General features: G+C 74.6%; 14 protein-coding genes. 3 read left to right on the forward strand and 11 right to left on the reverse strand.

The features are described from left to right. Positions 1-49: 49 nt before the first annotated feature. The 3 genes from ACIQPQ_RS03780 to lipB form a co-directional block, all read right to left on the reverse strand. Positions 50-250 (reverse strand): hypothetical protein, encoded by a 201-nt coding sequence (locus ACIQPQ_RS03780; RefSeq protein WP_383780955.1) that lies wholly within the window; start codon positions 248-250, stop codon positions 50-52. Positions 251-654: 404 nt separating this feature from the next. Next, positions 655-1,620, reverse strand: coding sequence for a lipoyl synthase (gene lipA, locus ACIQPQ_RS03785; RefSeq protein ID WP_383780953.1), 966 nt, complete (start codon positions 1,618-1,620; stop codon positions 655-657). Between the two features lie 171 nt (positions 1,621-1,791). Next, complete coding sequence (gene lipB, locus ACIQPQ_RS03790; protein ID WP_401299257.1) at positions 1,792-2,604, reverse strand: lipoyl(octanoyl) transferase LipB; 813 nt, start codon at positions 2,602-2,604, stop codon at positions 1,792-1,794. Positions 2,605-2,934: 330 nt separating this feature from the next. Between lipB and ACIQPQ_RS03795 the strand changes: the two genes are divergently transcribed. After that, positions 2,935-4,425: a regulator gene (locus ACIQPQ_RS03795; protein WP_401299260.1), complete on the forward strand. Its 1,491-nt coding sequence runs from the start codon at positions 2,935-2,937 to the stop codon at positions 4,423-4,425. 242 nt (positions 4,426-4,667) lie between these two features. On the opposite strand, the gene ACIQPQ_RS03800 is transcribed toward ACIQPQ_RS03795, so the two are convergent. Further along, positions 4,668-6,074, reverse strand: coding sequence for an FAD-dependent oxidoreductase (locus ACIQPQ_RS03800; protein ID WP_401299263.1), 1,407 nt, complete (start codon positions 6,072-6,074; stop codon positions 4,668-4,670). Positions 6,075-6,395: 321 nt separating this feature from the next. Next, positions 6,396-7,289 (reverse strand): TIGR01777 family oxidoreductase, encoded by an 894-nt coding sequence (locus tag ACIQPQ_RS03805; protein ID WP_401299266.1) that lies wholly within the window; start codon positions 7,287-7,289, stop codon positions 6,396-6,398. A gap of 73 nt (positions 7,290-7,362) precedes the next feature. On the opposite strand from ACIQPQ_RS03805, the gene ACIQPQ_RS03810 reads away from it, so the two are divergent. After that, positions 7,363-7,908: a GNAT family N-acetyltransferase gene (locus ACIQPQ_RS03810; RefSeq protein WP_401299268.1), complete on the forward strand. Its 546-nt coding sequence runs from the start codon at positions 7,363-7,365 to the stop codon at positions 7,906-7,908. A 22-nt stretch (positions 7,909-7,930) separates the two neighbouring features. Here ACIQPQ_RS03810 and ACIQPQ_RS03815 read toward each other — a convergent pair whose 3' ends face one another. Then, positions 7,931-9,115 carry a MarP family serine protease gene (locus ACIQPQ_RS03815; protein ID WP_401299271.1) on the reverse strand — a complete coding sequence of 395 codons (1,185 nt, stop codon included), beginning with the start codon at positions 9,113-9,115 and terminating at the stop codon, positions 7,931-7,933. A gap of 188 nt (positions 9,116-9,303) precedes the next feature. On the opposite strand from ACIQPQ_RS03815, the gene ACIQPQ_RS03820 reads away from it, so the two are divergent. Then, complete coding sequence (locus ACIQPQ_RS03820; RefSeq protein ID WP_401299274.1) at positions 9,304-10,215, forward strand: peptidoglycan recognition protein; 912 nt, start codon at positions 9,304-9,306, stop codon at positions 10,213-10,215. Here the strand turns inward: ACIQPQ_RS03820 and ACIQPQ_RS03825 are convergent. The 5 genes from ACIQPQ_RS03825 to sucB form a co-directional block, all read right to left on the reverse strand. Then, positions 10,204-10,731, reverse strand: coding sequence for a DUF4240 domain-containing protein (locus tag ACIQPQ_RS03825; protein ID WP_383780986.1), 528 nt, complete (start codon positions 10,729-10,731; stop codon positions 10,204-10,206). The genes ACIQPQ_RS03820 and ACIQPQ_RS03825 overlap by 12 nt on opposite strands. A gap of 79 nt (positions 10,732-10,810) precedes the next feature. Then, positions 10,811-11,830: a helix-turn-helix transcriptional regulator gene (locus ACIQPQ_RS03830; RefSeq protein ID WP_401299276.1), complete on the reverse strand. Its 1,020-nt coding sequence runs from the start codon at positions 11,828-11,830 to the stop codon at positions 10,811-10,813. A gap of 240 nt (positions 11,831-12,070) precedes the next feature. Next, a complete protein-coding gene (gene aceE / locus ACIQPQ_RS03835; RefSeq protein WP_401299279.1) occupies positions 12,071-14,782 on the reverse strand; it encodes a pyruvate dehydrogenase (acetyl-transferring), homodimeric type in 2,712 nt (903 codons plus the stop codon). Between the two features lie 322 nt (positions 14,783-15,104). Continuing rightward, the gene (locus ACIQPQ_RS03840; RefSeq protein ID WP_401299282.1) at positions 15,105-15,728 is read right to left on the reverse strand and encodes a GntR family transcriptional regulator; all 624 of its coding nucleotides are present in this window, start codon (positions 15,726-15,728) and stop codon (positions 15,105-15,107) included. A gap of 261 nt (positions 15,729-15,989) precedes the next feature. Then, positions 15,990-17,810, reverse strand: coding sequence for a 2-oxoglutarate dehydrogenase, E2 component, dihydrolipoamide succinyltransferase (gene sucB / locus ACIQPQ_RS03845; RefSeq protein ID WP_401299285.1), 1,821 nt, complete (start codon positions 17,808-17,810; stop codon positions 15,990-15,992). Positions 17,811-17,825 lie beyond the last annotated feature (15 nt).

The following is a 17,825-nucleotide window of genomic DNA, read 5'->3' on the forward strand; positions in this document are numbered from 1 at the left end:
CCGGGGGCCGGGGGTGCCGCGACGGCCGCGGGCCGTCGGGGCGGGTCGGTCAGAGACGGGCGGAGGTGACCTCTTCGAGGACACGCTGCGCCTCGGTACGGTCCTTGGCGCGACGGCGGTCCTCCAGGACGGAGGTCCAGGCGTTGCGCCGGGCGGTGCGCTGGCCGCCGCTCATGAGGAGCGACTCGACGGCGCGCAGGGCGTCGGTGACGGACGGGATCGCGGTGGCGCGGACGGGCGCGGCCTGCATGACGGGGGTCCCCTCGGAGAGAACGGGAGCGGGTACGGGAGCGGCGGGTGCTGCGTGGAGCGGGGCGGTGCGCAGGGTGGTGCTCTGTGGTGCGGGGTGGTGCTCTGTGGTGCGGGGCGGTGCGGCGGGTGGATCTGGGGCGGAAAGCGGCGATCCACGTCGTGTGACACCAATGTCACTGTGTGAGTGTCACGCTCTGGTGTTACCAGGGCGTGACCGACCGGTCAAACACCCATGAAGCCTCGGTGGGCGGGGCCGGAACGGTGACGCGGCCCCGGCGTGCGCCCTCATCTGCGAGGACGGCCGGGACCGCGTCGACTCCGCCGCTACCGGCGGGTAATGCCTTGTGCGTGACCTCACACGCGCGCTCTCCGCGCGGACGCGGAAAGGATGCTGACGGTGTGTCAGACGGCCTGGACGGCGACGAAGGAACCGCGCTTCTCGACGGCCATCTGGTACAGGCGCCCGGCACGGTAGGAGGACCGTACCAGCGGGCCGGACATGACGCCCGAGAAGCCGATCTGCTCCGCCTCGTCCTTCAGCTCCACGAACTCCATGGGCTTCACCCAGCGCTCCACCGGGTGGTGGCGGACCGTCGGACGCAGGTACTGGGTGATGGTGATCAGCTCGCAGCCCGCCTCGTGCAGCTGCTTCAGCGCCTCGCTGACCTCCTCGCGGGTCTCGCCCATGCCGAGGATCAGGTTCGACTTGGTGACGAGGCCCTCGTCGCGGGCCGCCGTGATCACCTTGAGGGAGCGGTCGTAGCGGAAGCCGGGGCGGATGCGCTTGAAGATGCGCGGCACCGTCTCGACGTTGTGCGCGAAGACCTCGGGGCGGGAGGAGAAGACCTCGGCCAGCTGCTCGGGGACCGCGTTGAAGTCGGGGGCGAGCAGCTCCACCTTGGTGCGGCCCGCCTCGCGGTCGGCCGTCTGGGCGTGGATCTGGCGGACCGTCTCCGCGTACAGCCAGGCGCCGCCGTCGGCCAGGTCGTCGCGGGCGACGCCGGTGATGGTGGCGTAGTTGAGGTCCATGGTGACGACGGACTCGCCGACCCGGCGGGGCTCGTCGCGGTCCAGCGCCTCGGGCTTGCCGGTGTCGATCTGGCAGAAGTCGCAGCGCCGCGTGCACTGGTCACCGCCGATGAGGAAGGTCGCCTCGCGGTCCTCCCAGCACTCGTAGATGTTGGGGCAACCGGCTTCCTGGCAGACCGTGTGCAGGCCCTCGCTCTTCACGAGGTTCTGCATCTTGGTGTACTCGGGACCCATTTTCGCCCGGGTCTTGATCCACTCGGGCTTGCGCTCGATGGGGGTCTGGCTGTTGCGGACCTCCAGGCGCAGCATCTTGCGTCCGTCGGGTGCGACTGCGGACACGTCGGCTCCCTGCCTGTCTGCGTAGACTTTCGATTCTTCGGCGTACACCAGGGTACGCCCGTGGTTTTACCGACTCCCCCGGTGAGGCCAACCTCACTGCGGCGGGGTGCATTCCCGCCCGGAGACCGCCCGTTCCCGGGCTCTCCCGTTCCCGCGCGCTCCGGACACCGCTCAGGCGGAGGCGGGCTGTGCGGAGGCGGGCTCGATCTCCCGCGGCTTCAGGTCCGCGTTCTCCAGTACGTCCTTCAGGTGGCGCTCGACGACCGGCAGGACCTCGTCGATGGTGACGTCGCGGCCCAGTTCGGCGGCGAGCGAGGCCACGCCCGCGTCGCGGATGCCGCACGGGATGATCCGGTCGAACCACTTGTTGTCCGGGTTCACGTTGAGCGCGAAGCCGTGCATGGTGACGCCCTTGGCGACCCGGATGCCGATGGCCGCGATCTTGCGGTCCTCGCGGCGCTGGCCCGCGTTGGAGGGCGCGTACTCCGGCCCGTTGAGCCGCGGGTCGAACTCCTCGTCGTGCAGCCGGGGGTCGAAGTCGAGGGAGAGCCCGCCGAGCGCGGCACGCCGCTCCACCGGGTCGCCGAGCACCCACACCCCGCTGCGGCCCTCGACCCGCGAGGTGGTCAGCCCGAACTCCGCGCAGGTGCGGATGAGGGCGTCCTCCAGCCGCCGGACGTGCGCGACGACGTCCACCGGGCGGGGCAGCTTCTGGATCGGGTAGCCCACCAGCTGGCCAGGCCCGTGCCAGGTGATCTTGCCGCCGCGGTCGACGTCCACCACCGGGGTGCCGTCCAGGGGGCGCTCGCTGTCGGCCGTGCGCCGGCCGGCGGTGTAGACCGGGGGGTGCTCCAGCAGCAGCACGGTGTCGGGGACCTCGTCGGCGAAGCGCGCCGCGTGCACCCGGCGCTGCTCGTCCCAGGCCTCCTGGTACTCGACGGCGTCCGCTCCGAAGCCCATCCGGACGAACCGCAACTCACTCACGGCAAGCGCCTCCCTCGGCGACACGCTGGACACGGTGGACGCTGCGACCCGATCGCCGCGGCGGCGCCGGGCACCAGGGTCCCGCCTCCGCTGACGTCAGGCACGTAACGCGCCCACGCCACTGTACGTCCGACCGCCACGCGTCAGCCCGGAGGCCAATCCTCACACGATCGGATGAATGAGCGTCGACCTGTGCGATCGCCTGCTTACGCTCCGCTACATTCGCGCCGTTCACGCGCCATCAGGGCAGCTCACCGCGAGCACAGGACTTCGCAGAGCACTTCATCCGGGCACGTCAGAGGGCTCGGAAGGCAGGAGACCGCACCGCAGATGACGGAACGACCCGCGCAGCGCACGCCCAACCGCCAGCTCGCCGCGCTCATCGCAGAAGCGGGCTTCTCCAACGCGGGTCTGGCCCGACGGGTCGATCAGCTCGGCCTCGAACACGGCCTCGACCTCAGATACGACAAGACCTCCGTCACCCGGTGGCTGCGCGGCCAGCAGCCCCGCGGCACCACCCCCGCCCTGATCGCCGAGGTCTTCACCCGGCGCCTCGGCCGCCGCCTCACCGCCCAGGACCTCGGCCTCGACGCGTGCGCCCCCGTGTACGCCGGTCTGGAGTTCGCCGCGACCCCCGAGGAGGCCATCGACATCGTCGGCGGGCTCTGGCGCAAGGACTCCGGCAGCCACGCCGAACTCCGCAAGATTGCCTTCACCGCGGCCGGGCTCGTCGTGCCCAGCCGGGACTGGCTCATCGGCCGGTCCGACGACAAGGTCGCCCGCACCGAACCCGCCCCGCCCCGCGTCCCCGTCCAGGGCGGCCGGCCGCCCGCCCACCGGGCCGCGCCCGCCCGCGCGGTGCCGGGCCTGCCCGGAGTGCCCCGGCAGCGCGGCACCGCCGCCGACCGCGCCCCCGGCGGCCGGGTCACCGGCGGGGACATCGCCGCGCTGCGCTCCGTCGGCGAACTCTTCCGCACCCTCGACGACCAGTACGGCGGCGGCCACGCCCGCCAGGCCCTCGTGCGCTACCTGGAGCACGAGTGCGAACCGATGCTGCGCGGCACCTACGGCGAGCAGACCGGCCGCCGCCTCTTCGGCGCCGCCGCCGACCTCACCCGGCTCGCCGGGTGGACCTCCTTCGACATCGCCGCCCACGGCCTCGCCCAGCGCTACTTCGTCCAGGCGCTGCGGCTGTCGCAGGCCGCCGGGGACCGTACGTACGGCTCGTACGTCCTCGTCACCATGAGCCGCCAGGCCGTCTACCTCGGCCACGGCCGGGAGGCCGTGCAGCTCGCGCGCGTCGCCCAGCAGGGCGCGGGGTCGGCGGTGCCGCCGGTCGTGCAGGCCCTGCTGCACGCGGCCGAGGCGCGCGGGCACGGTGTCCTCGGCGAGGTCCGCGCCTGCACCGCCTCCCTCGTCCGGGCCGAGCGCGCGCTCGACGCGGCGCGGGCCGGGGACGAGGTGCCGTTCTGGGCCCGCCGGTTCGACGAGGGGCAGCTCGCCGACGAGTTCGGGCACTGCCACCGCGACCTCCAGCAGTTCCGGGCCGCCGTCCAGCACGCCGAACGCTCCCTGCGGCTGCGCCCCGCCTCCCACGCGCGCAGCCGCCTCTTCTCCCGCGTCGTCCTCGCCTCCGCGCGGCTCGGCCTCGGCGAACTCGACCTCGCGTGCCAGCTCGCGGCCGAGGCGGCGTCCGCGGCGGCGGAGATGCGGTCGGTACGGGCCCTGGAGTACGTACGTGACTTCGAGCGCCGCCTGGAGCCGTACCGGGACGCGGCGCCGGTCCGCACGTACCGCGACCGCGTGGCGGCCCTCCGCTGACCGACCCTCCGGGGGCGCGCCGGACTCCCCCCTCGGGCCGAGCCCCGACGTCTCGCCGTACACGGGGTACGCCTCCCGTCACGGGGCTTGCCCACCCACGACCGTCCGTCTCGGCGGGCTGAACAGCTGGCGTCGAGGTGGTTCAGCCCGTCCGGCGATTGAGGACGAGGCCCGTTCAGGGCCGACGGCGGGGGGCTGGGGGCGGCAGCCCCCCGGGGTGGGTCAGCCGAGAGTGCCTGCCCTCACGCCGCCCGCGGAGCGACCCGCACCGGCTCCCCCCGATGCATCGCCCCCGCCCCCAGATCCCCGAGGATCACCGCGGCCGCCCGCCGGGCGGACCGCAGCGCCCCCGCGACGGAGCTGACGTCGCGATGGTCCCCGCACACGTACAGCCCGGCCAGCAACCGCACCCCCCGCCGCAGATCGTGCGGAGCACCCATCACCGGCACCGCCTCCGCGGAGTGGTGCACCGCGAGCGTCTCCCACCGCCCGGTGGGCACCCCGTACAGCCGCCCCAGATGCCGCCGCACCGCCGCGTCCACCCCGTCCGGCGGCGCCCCCAGCACGGTGGACGAGATCAGCGCCCGCCCGACGGGAGCCCGCCCGGGGTCGACCTCGCTGACCACGGCCGTGTGGGCGACCGGCCCGCCGCGGTCGGAGTCGAGCAGCAGCGCCGCCCCGGTCCCCGGCGCCTCGTCCGTCGCGTGGTGCACGACCGTCACCGGATGGAAGGCGGGCACCCGCAGGCCGGGCAGCAGCTCGGCGGCGGCGCGCGCGTCGGTCGCCACGAGGACGGCCCGGCAGGGGATCTCCCCGTGCTCGGCGGTGGTCACGGAGGTGGTGGACACCGCCGTGACCCGCACCCCCGTCCGCACGGTCCCCGGCGGCAGCCCGCGCGCGAGCAGCTCGGGCACGGTGTCCGCGCCGCCTTCGGGCAGCGCCAGCCCCCCGGCCGCGAAGGCGCGCAGCGCGAGGTCGGCGCACCGGCTGGAGCTGATCAGTTCGGGGTCGCTGAGCAGCGCGGCCAGCAGGGGCCGCAGGAAGCCGTCCACGGTGCGGGCGGGCAGTCCGCGCCCGGCGAGGGCCTGCGCCGCGGGCTGTTCGGGCCGCCGCAGGAGCCGTTCGGCGGGGGTGGCGGCGAGCCGGGTGAGGGCGGCCCCGAGCCGCGCCTGGTCCATCGCGGACCCCAGCGGCGCCCCGGCCGCGGTCCGTACGCCGGTGCGCGCACCGCTCCGTACCGGGGTGCGCGCCCCGCTCCGCACGCGGGGCGGCCCCCCGTTCCGGGGAGCGCTCGCGAGGGCGCGTACGGCATGGAGTGCGCCCCGTGCGCCCCCCGCGCCGGGCTGCGCGCCCGCGCGGTGGTGGCGCCCGTCGCTGTGCAGCAGGACTCCGGGGGCGAAGGGGCGCAGGACGAGCGCCTCCAGGCCCGGGGTCCGGGCGAGTTCCGCGCAGGCCGTGGGCAGCGGGTGCCCGATGCGGTCGAGCCGGAAGCCGTCCACCTTCTCGGTCGCCATCCGGCCGCCCACGCACGGGGCGGCCTCCAGGACCGTGGTCCTCACTCCTGCGCTGGTCAGCCGATGCGCCGCGGCGAGTCCGGCGATCCCGGCTCCCACGATCACGACGTCCGCCTGGTACGCGGGCTCAAGCACGTGCCCCTCCTCGAGGTTGCGCGGCCGGTGGGGACGTCATGCCCCCAACTGGCTTCCGGAATACCCGAGTTCGGATCGAGGGTAGGGCGGTGACCGGTCGTCGGCAGTCGCGCACGGACCGGGCACGGTCGCACGCCGGTCGCATGCCCACCTGAAACCCCGTCAGGCGGCCACCGCACGGCCCGCGGTCAGCGACCGTCCGGACCTCGACCAGCCCGGCGGGCAGCTGTCGTACGAGCCACCGGGCAGCCGTCGTACGGACCACCGGACAGCCGTCAGCTGATCCTCAGGCGTCCCGGCGGGCAGCCGTGCACCCGGACCTCACGCGGCCCGTACGGCGTCCTCGATCCCGGGGAACGCGAAGCTGAACCCGGACTCCAGCAGCCGCTTCGGCACCACCCGCGCGCTGCCCAGGACGTCCCCGGCCATCTCGCCGAGCACCGTCTTCAGCACCGCCGCCGGGACCGGGAACAGCGCCGGGCGGTGCAGCACGCGCCCCATCGCCGCGGTGATCTCGGCGTTGGTGCGCGGCTCGGGCGCGGTCAGGTTGAACGGCCCGGCGAGGTCGTCCCGTTCCAGCAGGTGCCGGATCGCGGCCACCTCGTCGTGCAGCGCGATGTACGACCAGTACTGCCGCCCGTCGCCCAGCCGCCCCCCGAGGCCCGCCTTGAACAGGGGGAACAGCCGCGCCCAGGCACCGCCGTCGCGCGAGACGACCAGTCCGGTGCGGGTGAACACGGTCCGCACCCCGGCCGCGCGCGCCGGGTCGGCCGCCGCCTCCCACTCCTGGCACAGCTCGGGCAGGAACCCGGTCCCGGCGGGCGCCTCCTCGTCGACGGCGCGGTCGCCCGTCTCGCCGTAGAAGCCGATCGCGCTGCCGTTGACCAGGGTGCGCGGCCCGTCGTCCAGGGCGGTGAGGGCGCGGGCGAGGGCCGCGGTGCCGTGGACGCGGCTGTCGTGGATGCGCCGCTTGTACTCGTCCGACCAGCGCCGGTCGCCGATCCCGGCCCCCGCGAGGTTCACCACCGCCGCGCACCCGGCCAGCCCGGCGGGGTCGAGTTCCCCGCGCTCGGGGTCCCAGCGCACCTCGTCCGGGCCCTTCGGGGCGTGCCGCACCAGCCGCACCATCTCGTGCCCGTCGGAGGCCAGGGAGCGCACCAGGGCGCTGCCGATCAGACCGGACGCGCCGGTCACCGCGATTCGCGTACGTTCCATGCGGTCATCCTGCCCCCGGACCCGGGAAAAAGCCGTGGCCGACAGGGCGCGGGCACGCCGTAGGGTGCCGCACATGACCGACCCGCACATACCGGCCGACCCGCCCGCGCCCCAGGACGCCCCCGGCGGGCCGCCCGCCCCGCTGATCCGACCCGCCCGGCCCGCCGACGAGGCGCCGCTCGCCCTCCTCGACCGGGAGACCTGGTCCCCGCTGCACGCGGTCCAGCCCCGCCCCGAGCCGCCGTACCGGCCCTTCTTCGACGCGCTCCACCTGCCGCACGACTACCTGGTCGCGGAGGTCGGCGGACGGGTCGTCGGCTACCTCCGGCTGGTGCCCGCGACCGGGCTCGCCTGCAACGCGCACGTCCGGCAGATCCAGGGCCTCGCCGTCGCCGACGCGGCCCGCGGCCGCGGCGTGGGCCGCGCGCTGGTGCGGGCCGCCGTCGAGGAGACCCGCCGCGCCGGGGCCCGCCGCCTCACCCTGCGCGTCCTCGGCCACAACGCCCCGGCCCGCGCCCTGTACGCCGCCGAGGGCTTCACCGTCGAGGGCGTCCTGCCCGGCGAGTTCCTGCTCGACGGCGCCTACGTCGACGACGTCCTGATGGGCCGCCCGGTCTGACCCGCCCCCCGCCGGACACGGGTCACGACGACACCAGGTCGCCCGTGTCCACGGCGGCCGTCGCGTCCCGCGCCCGCTCCGCGTCCGCGGCGACCTCGTCGGCGGTCAGCACGTACCCCGTCTCCGCGTCGGAGGTGGAGCGGGCGAAGACCACCCCGAAGACCCGCCCGTCGGTGGTCAGCAGCGGGCCGCCGGAGTTGCCGGGGCGGACCGTGGAGCGCACCGAGTAGATCTCGCGGGTGACGGTGCCGTCGTTGTAGATGTTCCGCCCGGTCGCGTCGATCCGGTTCGCCACCGTCGCCGCCTGGAGGTCCAGCCCGCCGTCCTGCGGATAGCCCGCCACGACCGCCGCCGCGCCGCGCCCCGCGTCGTCGTCGAAGGACAGCAGCGGCGCCCGCAGCCCCGGCACGTACAGCACCGCCACGTCGCGCTGCGGGTCGAACAGCACCACGCGCGCCTCGTACGCCCGGCCCACCCCGCCGATCCGGACCGTCGGCTCGTCGATGCCCGCCACCACGTGGGCGTTGGTCATCACCCGCTCGCGCGCGTACACGAACCCGCTGCCCTCGCGGCCCTCGCCGTCCGCCGCGCCCTCGACCTTGACGGTGCTGCGGCGGGCCGCCTCGGTCGCGGCGGCCGTCACGCTGTCCCCGGAGGGCTCGGCGACCTCGGCCGTCGCCTCGTTCTCGAACGGGTTGAAGACCTGCGGGAACCCCGCCTGGGTGAGCGCCGACGTGGCGCCCGCGAACCAGCCCGGCGTGGTCTCCGGCATGGCGTCCTGGACCGCCCCCAGCAGCCGCGAGTCCCGTATCGCCGAGGTCACCAGGGGCGACGAGGACACCGCCAGCACGCTCGCCGCCACCCACGCCACCACCAGCACCGCCACCGCGTTGGCGACCGCGCCGCCGATGCCGTCGGCGACCCGCAGCGGCCCCCGGTCCAGCTCGCCGCGCAGCCGCAGCGCCAGCCGCCCGGCCAGCTCGTGCCCGACCACCGCCGGGGTCAGCACCGTCAGCACGGCGGTGACCGTCGCCGCCGTGGTCCCCGGCGTCACCAGGTCCATCACCCAGGGCAGAATCCACACGCCCACCACCGCGCCGCCCACGAAACCGGCCAGCGAGACACAGCCGGCCACCAGGCCGCGCCGGTAGCCCGATCCGGCGTACGCCAGGATCGCCAGCACCAGCAGGATGTCGAGCAGGTCCACGCAGCCGCCTTCCTCTCGGGCTCCAGTACGGACGAGAGGGGCCCGGTGATCAGCCTCGCCCGCGGGACGGCACCCCAATCCGGCCGCGCGGGCTTGTACCCCGAAAAACGTCACGGGCCCGGCCGATGGTTCCACCGGGTGGCACAGCACACGTCGCGGACCCGGCGGAACCGGCCGACAGTGGGTGCATGCGCGCCATCCACGAGGCCCGGCGCCTCGCGCGAAGGACCGGCGACCGGCTCCGCGGCGGCCCCGCCGGGCTGCCCCTGCCCGTCCTCGTCGCCCTCGGCTGTCTGCCCGGGGCCGCCGCCGTGCTCGCCCTGGCGCTCTGCGCGGGCGGCGTCGAGGACGCGGCCACCGCCGCCCTCGCCGCCCGCTCCGGCCGCCGCCCGGCCGCGCCCGCCGCCCACACCGCGCCCCGGCCCGCCGTCGTGCCGCGCGCCGTCTGGCTGGCCGACGCCCGCCGCGACCAGCCGCCCCCGCGCTACGACGACAAGGTGGTCGCCGTCTTCGTCCACCACACCGACTCGCCCAACGGCTACGACTGCGCCGACGCGCCCCGCATCATCCGCGCCCTCTACGAGGGCCAGACCGGCAGCCGCGACTGGGACGACATCGGCTACAACTTCCTCGTCGACCGCTGCGGCACCGTCTACGAGGGCCGCGCGGGCGGCGTCGACCGGCCGGTGACCGGCGCGCACACCCAGGGCTTCAACCACCGCACCGCCGGGATCGCCGCGCTCGGCACCTTCACCTCCGGGATGCCCGTGCCGCGCGAGATGACCGACGCGATCGCCGCCGTGGCCGCCTGGAAGCTCGGCCTCGCGGACGTCGACCCGCGCACGGAGGTCCGGCTCGTCTCCAGCAACAGCCACAGCCGGTACGCGGCGGGCGCCACGGCCGCGCTGCCCGCGCTGGCCGGGCACAAGGACGGCTACATGACCAGCTGCCCCGGCGCGGCCCTCGCCGCCCTCCTCCCGGAGATCCGCCAGGCCGCGGCCCGCCTCCAGGGACGCACGACGGGCACGGTGGAGGCGGCGGGCGGGGCGGGCGCGGCGGACGGGGTGGACGCGACCGCCCCGGCGGGGTCAGGCGTCTGAGTCGCCGAACCGCTCCCACAGCCGGGGGAAGCGCCCCGCGAGCACCCGCTCGTCCTCCAGGTCCAGCGGGGTGCCCTCGGGCTCCGGCGGGGCGGGCGCGATCCCGAGGTCCGGGGCGACGGTCCCGGTGAGCTGCTCGTACGCCTCGTCGGCCGCGTACCCCAGCTCCTCGCCGTCGCCGTCGATCTCCTCGTCGAACTCGCCCAGCAGGTCGGCAAGCGCGTCCGGGTCGTGCACCGCGCCCTCGTAGACCTCCCGGCCCTGCCCGATCAGCCAGCAGCGGAACCAGTCGAACGCGTCGTCGCTCGCGCCGCCGAGCAGCAGCCAGGCGGCGCCCCACAGGTCCCAGGTGTACGCGCGGTTGAAGCGGGCCTCGAAGTGACGGGCGAAGTCCAGCACCATCTCCGGGTCGCGCTGGAGCAGCCGCTCCACGAGCAGGTCGGCCTGCTCCTCCGGGTCGCCCTCGGCGGCCTCGCGGGTGGCGTCGACCAGTTCCCAGAACTCCGTCTCGTCCATCACGGGTCCCAGCATCGTGCCTGGAGGGGCGGGACGCACCTCCAGTGCGGGGAAGTGCGGGGAGTACATGCCGGGCGGGCTACGGGCCGTACAGCGCCGCCAGCCGTCGCGCGTCCGCCGCGAACCGCTCCCGCAGGGCCGCCGGGGCGACCACCTCCGCCTCCGGCCCGAGCGCGGTGAGCTGGGCGTGCGCCACGTCCTGCGACTCCACCCCGAGGGTGACCGTCACCCACCCGTCCCCGTCCGGCTCCCCGGCCCCTTCCAGGGCGTCCCCGGCGGCCAGCGGGTCGACGGCGTACGGCAGCCCGCGCACCCCGTCGGGGGAGAGGCGTACGACGACCTCGGTACGGAGGATCGACCGCGCGAACCGCTCCGCCTGTGCCGCCCAGAAGCCGGGCAGGTCGAACGCCTCGTCCCTGCTGAAACGATCCTCCGCCGGGCCCGCCGGTTCGACCCCGGTGAACCGGTCGATCCGGTACGTCCGGAAGACGGGGACGGCGGGCGTGGAGTCGGCGGTGTGGGCGGTGTCCGGCGCGGTCACGCGGGCGCAGAGGTACCAGACGCCCGCCTTCAGCACGAGCCCGTACGGCTCCAGCGCGCGTGCGACCTCCCGCTCGCCCCGGCGGTAGCGGGCCCGGACGGGACGGTCGTCCCACACGGCCTCCGCGACCACCGGCAGCAGGGGCGGGGTCGCCGGTTCCTGGAACCAGCCGGGGGCGTCCAGATGGAAGCGCTGCGCGGCGGTACGGGGGGCGTCCCGGTACGACGGGAGGAGCGCGGCGGAGACCTTCAGCCGGGCCGCCGAGGCCGCGTCCTCCAGGCCCATCTCGCGCAGGGCGCCCGGCACTCCGCTGAGGAAAAGGGCCTCGGCCTCACCGCGGGCCAGGCCGGTGAGGCGGGTGCGGTAGCCGCCGACCAGGCGGTAGCCGCCGCTACGGCCGCGCTCCGCGTACACGGGGACGCCCGCCTCGGAGAGGGCCTGGGCGTCCCGCGTCACGGTCCGCTCCGACACCTCCAGCTCCGCCGCCAGCTCGGCGGCGGTCATGCTCGGCCTGGACTGGAGCAGCAGGATCATCTTGATGAGACGGGCGGCACGCATGAAGGCATGATGCCGCGTGCGCACGCACGGACCCCTGGGGGCTGCCGCCCCCAGGGGTCCGCTGTCGGCCCTGAACGGGCCTCGTCCTCAAACTCCCCCAGAGGGGGCACCCCCAGACGGGCTGAACCACCTCGACGCCAGCTGTCCAGCCCACCGAGACGGGCGGTCGTGGGTGGGCAGGCACCGTGACGGGGCTGTCCCCACCGTGCCTGCCCACCCCCGGCCAGGGGGGCGTACCCCTTACAACCCGTACCGCTCCCGCGCTTCCTTGACGGACGTCGTCTTGACCTCGCCGCGTCGCGCCAGCTGGGCCAGCGCGGCGACGACGATCGACTCCGCGTCGACCCCGAAGTGGCGGCGCGCCGCGTCACGGGTGTCGGAGAGGCCGAAGCCGTCCGCGCCCAGCGAGGACCAGTCCTGCTCGACCCACTGCGCGATCTGGTCCGGCACCTGCCGCATGTAGTCCGACACCGCCAGGACGGGCCCCTCGGCCCCCTGGAGCGCCTGCCGTACGTACGGCACCCGCTCCTCGCCGCGCAGCAGCGCCGCGTCGGCCTCCAGCGCGTCGCGCCGCAGCTCGGTCCAGGAGGTCGCGGACCACACGTCGGCGGCCACACCCCACTCCTCGGCGAGCAGCCGCTGCGCGGTCAGCGCCCAGTGGATCGCCGTACCGGAGCCCAGCAGCTGGATGCGCGGCGCGTTCGCGGCGGGGGAGAGACCCGCGGACTCGGCCGTGTTGAAGCGGTAGAGCCCCTTGACGATGGCCTCGTCGACCCCGGCCACGGCCGGCTTCGCGGGCTGCGGCAGCGGCTCGTTGTAGACGGTGAGGTAGTAGAAGACGTCCTGGTCCTCACCGGGCGCCACCTCGCCGTACATCCGGCGCAGACCGTCCTTGACGATGACGGCGATCTCGTACGCGAAGGCCGGGTCGTACGACAGCGCGGCCGGGTTGGTCGCGGCGATGACGGGGGAGTGGCCGTCCGCGTGCTGGAGGCCCTCGCCGGTCAGCGTGGTGCGGCCCGCGGTCGCGCCGACGAGGAAGCCGCGGCCGAGCTGGTCGCCGAGCTGCCACATCTGGTCGGCCGTGCGCTGCCAGCCGAACATCGAGTAGAAGATGTAGAACGGGATCATCGTCTCGCCGTGCGTGGCGTACGCGGTCGACGCGGCGATGAAGTCGGCCATCGAACCGGCCTCGGTGATCCCCTCGTTGAGGATCTGGCCGTTCTTGGCCTCCTTGTAGTACATCAGCTGGTCACGGTCGACCGGCTCGTACGTCTGGCCCTTCGGCGAGTAGATGCCGAGGGACGGGAAGAGGCTCTCCATGCCGAAGGTGCGCGCCTCGTCGGGGACGATCGGCACCCAGCGCCTGCCGGTCTCCTTGTCGCGGACCAGGTCCTTGACGAGCCGGACGAACGCCATGGTCGTCGCCACGTTCTGCGTGCCGGAGCCCTTGTCGAAGGAGGCGAACGCCTTGTCGGCGGGCGCGGGCAGCGGGGCGACGGGGTGGACGCGGCGGGCCGGGGCGGGGCCGCCGAGGGCCGCGCGGCGCTCCTGGAGGTAGCGGACCTCGGGCGCGTCGGCGCCGGGGTGGCCGTAGGGGACCTGGCCGTCGGCGAAGGCGCTGTCCGGGATCGGCAGCTCCAGCAGGTCGCGCATGGTCTTGAACTCGTCCACCGTCAGTTTCTTCATCTGGTGGTTGGCGTTCTTCGACGCGAAGCCCGTGCCGAGGGTGTGGCCCTTGACCGTCTGCGCGAGGACGACCGTCGGGGCGCCCTTGAACTCGACGGCCGCCTTGTAGGCCGCGTACACCTTGCCCGCCTCGTGGCCGCCGCGGGAGAGGTGGAAACACTCCAGGATCTTGTCGTCGCTCAGCAGCTTCGCCATCTCGGCGAGCGCCGGGTCCTTGCCGAAGAAGTCCTGGCGGATGTAGGCCGCGTCGCGCGTCTGGTACGTCTGCACCTGGGCGTCCGGGACCCCGCGCAGACGGCGGAGCAGCGCGCCCGTGGTGTCGAGCTGGAACAGCTCGTCCCAGGCCGTGCCCCACAGCGTCTTGATGACGTTCCAGCCCGCGCCGCGGAACTGGGCCTCCAGCTCCTGCACGATCTTGAAGTTGGCGCGGACCGGGCCGTCGAGGCGCTGGAGGTTGCAGTTGATGACGAAGGTCAGGTTGTCCAGGCCCTCGCGCGCGGCCAGCGCGAGCGCCGCCGTCGACTCGGGCTCGTCCATCTCGCCGTCGCCGAGGAACGCCCAGACGTGGGACGCGGAGACGTCCTTGATGCCGCGGTGGGTCAGGTAGCGGTTGAAGCGCGCCTGGTAGATCGCCGACAGCGGGCCGAGGCCCATGGACACCGTCGGGAACTCCCACAGCCACGGCAGCCGCCGCGGGTGCGGGTAGGACGGGAGGCCGTTGCCGCCCGCCTCCTGGCGGAAGTTGTCCAGGTGCTGCTCGGTGAGGCGGCCGTCGAGGAAGGCGCGGGCGTAGATGCCGGGGGAGGCGTGGCCCTGGATGTAGAGCTGGTCGCCGGAGCCGGGGGAGTCCTGGGACTCCTTGCCCTGGAAGAAGTGGTTGAAGCCGGTCTCGTAGAGCCAGGCCGCGGAGGCGAAGGTGGCGATGTGGCCGCCGACGCCGTGTTTCGCGCCGCGGGTCACCATGGCCGCCGCGTTCCAGCGGTTCCAGGCGGTGATCCGGGCCTCCAGCGCGGCGTCGCCCGGCGCGGCGGGCTCGGCGGCGGTGGGGATCGAGTTGACGTAGTCGGTCTCGAGCAGCTTGGGCAGCGCGACACCGGCGCCCTCGGCACGCTCCAGGGTGCGCCGCATCAGGTACGCGGCCCGGTGCGGTCCGGCCGCCTGGGCGACCGCGTCCAGCGAGGCCTGCCATTCGGCGGTCTCCTCCGGGTCGCGGTCGGGGAGCTGGTCGAGCGCGCTCGGCTGGATGGCCTGGGGGTCGGTCATGTCGCCGCCTTCCTCAGTCGAAGGGGGTTCCCTCATCGGTAAGGGGTTCGGGGTGCCCTTGGTCTTTGGCAGGACAGGGCGTGGGGCTCTGGTGAAAGCCCGTCGGCGACTGTAACCCCCTGATCGATGATCGATCAAAGGGGTGAGCGGAAATTTAGTACGTGGAAGGCAAAGTAGGCACAGAGTGCCTTCGCTTTCGGCACCCGGTGCCGTGCCGTGTGGGGGTGTCTTCGCAGGTGGGAGCACGTATGAGCGGGCCACCGCTCAGGCCGGGACGCGGAGCGGCGGCCGTGGAAGCGGGAACAGGCGACGCCCCGGCCCGCTACGGCCTGGGCGCGCAGCCCAGCACGTGCGCCTTCACGATCTCCGCGATCCGCGGGTCCCGCCGCTTGAAGGCCGCCACCAGCTCCTCGTGCTCCTCGGCGTACGACTGCTGCACGGTGCCCAGCCAGCGGATCGACAGCGCCGTGAACACCTCGATGCCGAGCCCCTCCCAGGTGTGCAGCAGCACCGAGTTGCCCGCGGCGCGCACCAGCTCCCGGTGGAAGGCGACGGTGTGCCGGACCTGGCCGGTGCCGTCGGCGTCCCGGTCGGCCTCGTACAGGGCCGCGACGTGCGGCTCCAGCGCCGAGCAGTCGTCGGCCAGCCGGTGCGCGGCCAGCTCCGCGGCGATCGCCTCCAGACCGGCCCGGACCGGGTAGCTCTCCTCCAGGTCGGCCGCCGTCAGGTTGCGCACCCGGACGCCCTTGTTGGGCGCCGACTCGATCAGCCGCAGCGACTCCAGCTCGCGCAGCGCCTCACGGACCGGGGTCTGGCTGACCTCCAGCTCGGTCGCGATCCGCCGCTCCACGATCCGCTCGCCCGGCTTCCAGCGCCCGCTGACGATCCCCTCCACGATGTGCTCGCGGATCTGCTCGCGCAGCGAGTGGACGACGGGCGCGGTCATGGAGGCTCCTTCGAACGGGCCGCTCCTCGGCCCCGGGGGCTTTGACGTTTAGACAATACGGCCGCGACCCCCTCCCGGAGGCGCCCGCGGCCACGCTGTCCCGCAGGTGAGACGAGACTTACACGCCTCTTACGCCCCGGCACCCCCGGCCCCGACACGACGGTGCCCCCGGCCGCGGCCCGGAGGCGGCGGACGGGGGCACCGTGCGGCGGATGCCGGTGACCGGGGGCCGGGGCCGAAACCCTGGCCCCCGGCCGGGGACTACAGCCCCAGCTCGACCTCGAACTCGCCCGCCTCCAGGATCGCCTTGACGGCGGTCAGGTAGCGGGCGGCGTCGGCGCCGTCGACCAGGCGGTGGTCGTAGGACAGGGTCAGGTACGTCATGTCGCGGACGCCGATGACCGTCCCCTCCTCCGTCTCGATGACGGCCGGGCGCTTCACCGTGGCACCGATGCCGAGGATCGCGACCTGGCCCGGCGGCACGATGATCGTGTCGAAGAGCGCACCGCGCGAACCGGTGTTGGAGATGGTGAAGGTCCCGCCGGACAGCTCGTCCGGGGTGATCTTGTTGCCGCGGACCTTGCCCGCGAGATCGGCCGTGGCCTTGGCGATGCCGGCGATGTTCAGGTCGCCCGCGCCCTTGATGACCGGGGTCATCAGGCCCTTCTCCGAGTCCACCGCGATACCGACGTTCTCGGTGTCGAAGTAGGTGATCGTGCCCTCGGCCTCGTTGATCTTGGCGTTGATGACCGGGTGGGCCTTCAGCGCCTGCGCGGCGGCCTTGACGAAGAACGGCATCGGCGAGAGCTTGACGCCCTCGCGCGCCGCGAACGCGTCCTTCGCCCGGGCGCGCAGCTTCATCAGGCGCGTGACGTCGACCTCGACGACCGACGACAGCTGCGCCTGCTCGTGCAGCGCCTTGACCATGTTGTCGCCGATGACCTTGCGGATGCGCGGCATCTTCACGGTCTGGCCGCGTAGCGGGGAGACCTCCAGGGCGGGGGCCTTCTTCGCGGCGGCGGCCGGGGCGGCGGGCGCCGGAGCGGCCGCGGCGGCCTTGGCGGCCTCCGCGGCGGCGACGACGTCCTGCTTGCGGATACGGCCGCCGACGCCGGTGCCCTTGACGGACGCCAGGTCGACACCGTTCTCGGCGGCGAGCTTGCGCACCAGGGGGGTGACGTACGCGCCGTCGTCCGAGGACGAAGCCGCCGGGGCGGGCTGCGCGGGGGCCTGCGGGGCCGGAGCCGCCGGGGCGGGCGCCGGAGCGGCGGGCTGGGCGGGGGCCGCGGGCTGCGCGGGGGCGGCCTGCGCGGGCGCCGGAGCGGCCGGAGCCGGGGCGGCGGGCGCGGCCGGGGCGGGAGCCGGAGCCGCCGGGGCGGGAGCCGGGGCAGCGGCGGCGGGCGCCGGGGCCTCGGGCGCCGGGGCGGCGGCCGGAGCCGCGCCCGGGGCGCCGATGACGGCCAGCTTGGCGCCGACCTCGGCGGTCTCGTCCTCACCGACGGTGATCTCCAGCAGCACACCCGAGGTGGGCGCCGGGATCTCGGTGTCGACCTTGTCGGTGGAGACCTCCAGCAGCGGCTCGTCGGCCTCCACGGAGTCGCCGACCGACTTCAGCCAGCGGGTGACGGTGCCCTCGGTGACGGACTCGCCGAGCGCGGGCAGGACGACGTCCGTGCCCTCGGCGGAACCGCCGCCGGAGGCGGCCTCGGCGGTGGGAGCGGGCGCCGGGGCGGCCTGCTCGGTGGAGGGCGCGGCGGCGGCCGGCTCGGGGGCGGGCTCGGCCACCGGCTCGGCGGCCGGGGCGGGCTCGGCCGCGGGGGCCGGGGCGGCGGCGGGCGCGCCCGTGCCGTCGTCGATGACGGCCAGCTCGGCGCCGACCTCGACCGTCTCGTCCTCGGCGACCTTGATGGAGGCGAGCACACCGGCGGCGGGCGAGGGGATCTCGGTGTCGACCTTGTCGGTCGACACCTCAAGCAGCGGCTCGTCGGCCTCGACGCGCTCGCCCTCGGCCTTCAGCCAGCGGGTGACAGTGCCCTCGGTGACGCTCTCGCCGAGCGCCGGAAGGGTTACGGAAACCGGCATGGTTTCGGTTGCTCC

Origin of the sequence: Streptomyces sp. NPDC091281 (assembly GCF_044757425.1) — a bacterium.
Taxonomy (GTDB): Bacteria; Actinomycetota; Actinomycetes; order Streptomycetales; family Streptomycetaceae; genus Streptomyces.

What these genes read in the sequence shown, in the direction of transcription:
- ACIQPQ_RS03780 (WP_383780955.1), bottom strand. Translation starts at nt 250, where the DNA reads ATGCAGGCCGCGCCCGTCCGCGCCACCGCGATCCCGTCCGTCACCGAC.
- ACIQPQ_RS03795 (WP_401299260.1), top strand. Translation starts at nt 2,935, where the DNA reads ATGACGGAACGACCCGCGCAGCGCACGCCCAACCGCCAGCTCGCCGCG.
- ACIQPQ_RS03805 (WP_401299266.1), bottom strand. Translation starts at nt 7,289, where the DNA reads ATGGAACGTACGCGAATCGCGGTGACCGGCGCGTCCGGTCTGATCGGC.
- ACIQPQ_RS03810 (WP_401299268.1), top strand. Translation starts at nt 7,363, where the DNA reads ATGACCGACCCGCACATACCGGCCGACCCGCCCGCGCCCCAGGACGCC.
- ACIQPQ_RS03820 (WP_401299274.1), top strand. Translation starts at nt 9,304, where the DNA reads ATGCGCGCCATCCACGAGGCCCGGCGCCTCGCGCGAAGGACCGGCGAC.
- ACIQPQ_RS03825 (WP_383780986.1), bottom strand. Translation starts at nt 10,731, where the DNA reads ATGGACGAGACGGAGTTCTGGGAACTGGTCGACGCCACCCGCGAGGCC.
- ACIQPQ_RS03830 (WP_401299276.1), bottom strand. Translation starts at nt 11,830, where the DNA reads ATGCGTGCCGCCCGTCTCATCAAGATGATCCTGCTGCTCCAGTCCAGG.
- aceE (WP_401299279.1), bottom strand. Translation starts at nt 14,782, where the DNA reads ATGACCGACCCCCAGGCCATCCAGCCGAGCGCGCTCGACCAGCTCCCC.
- ACIQPQ_RS03840 (WP_401299282.1), bottom strand. Translation starts at nt 15,728, where the DNA reads ATGACCGCGCCCGTCGTCCACTCGCTGCGCGAGCAGATCCGCGAGCAC.
- sucB (WP_401299285.1), bottom strand. Translation starts at nt 17,810, where the DNA reads ATGCCGGTTTCCGTAACCCTTCCGGCGCTCGGCGAGAGCGTCACCGAG.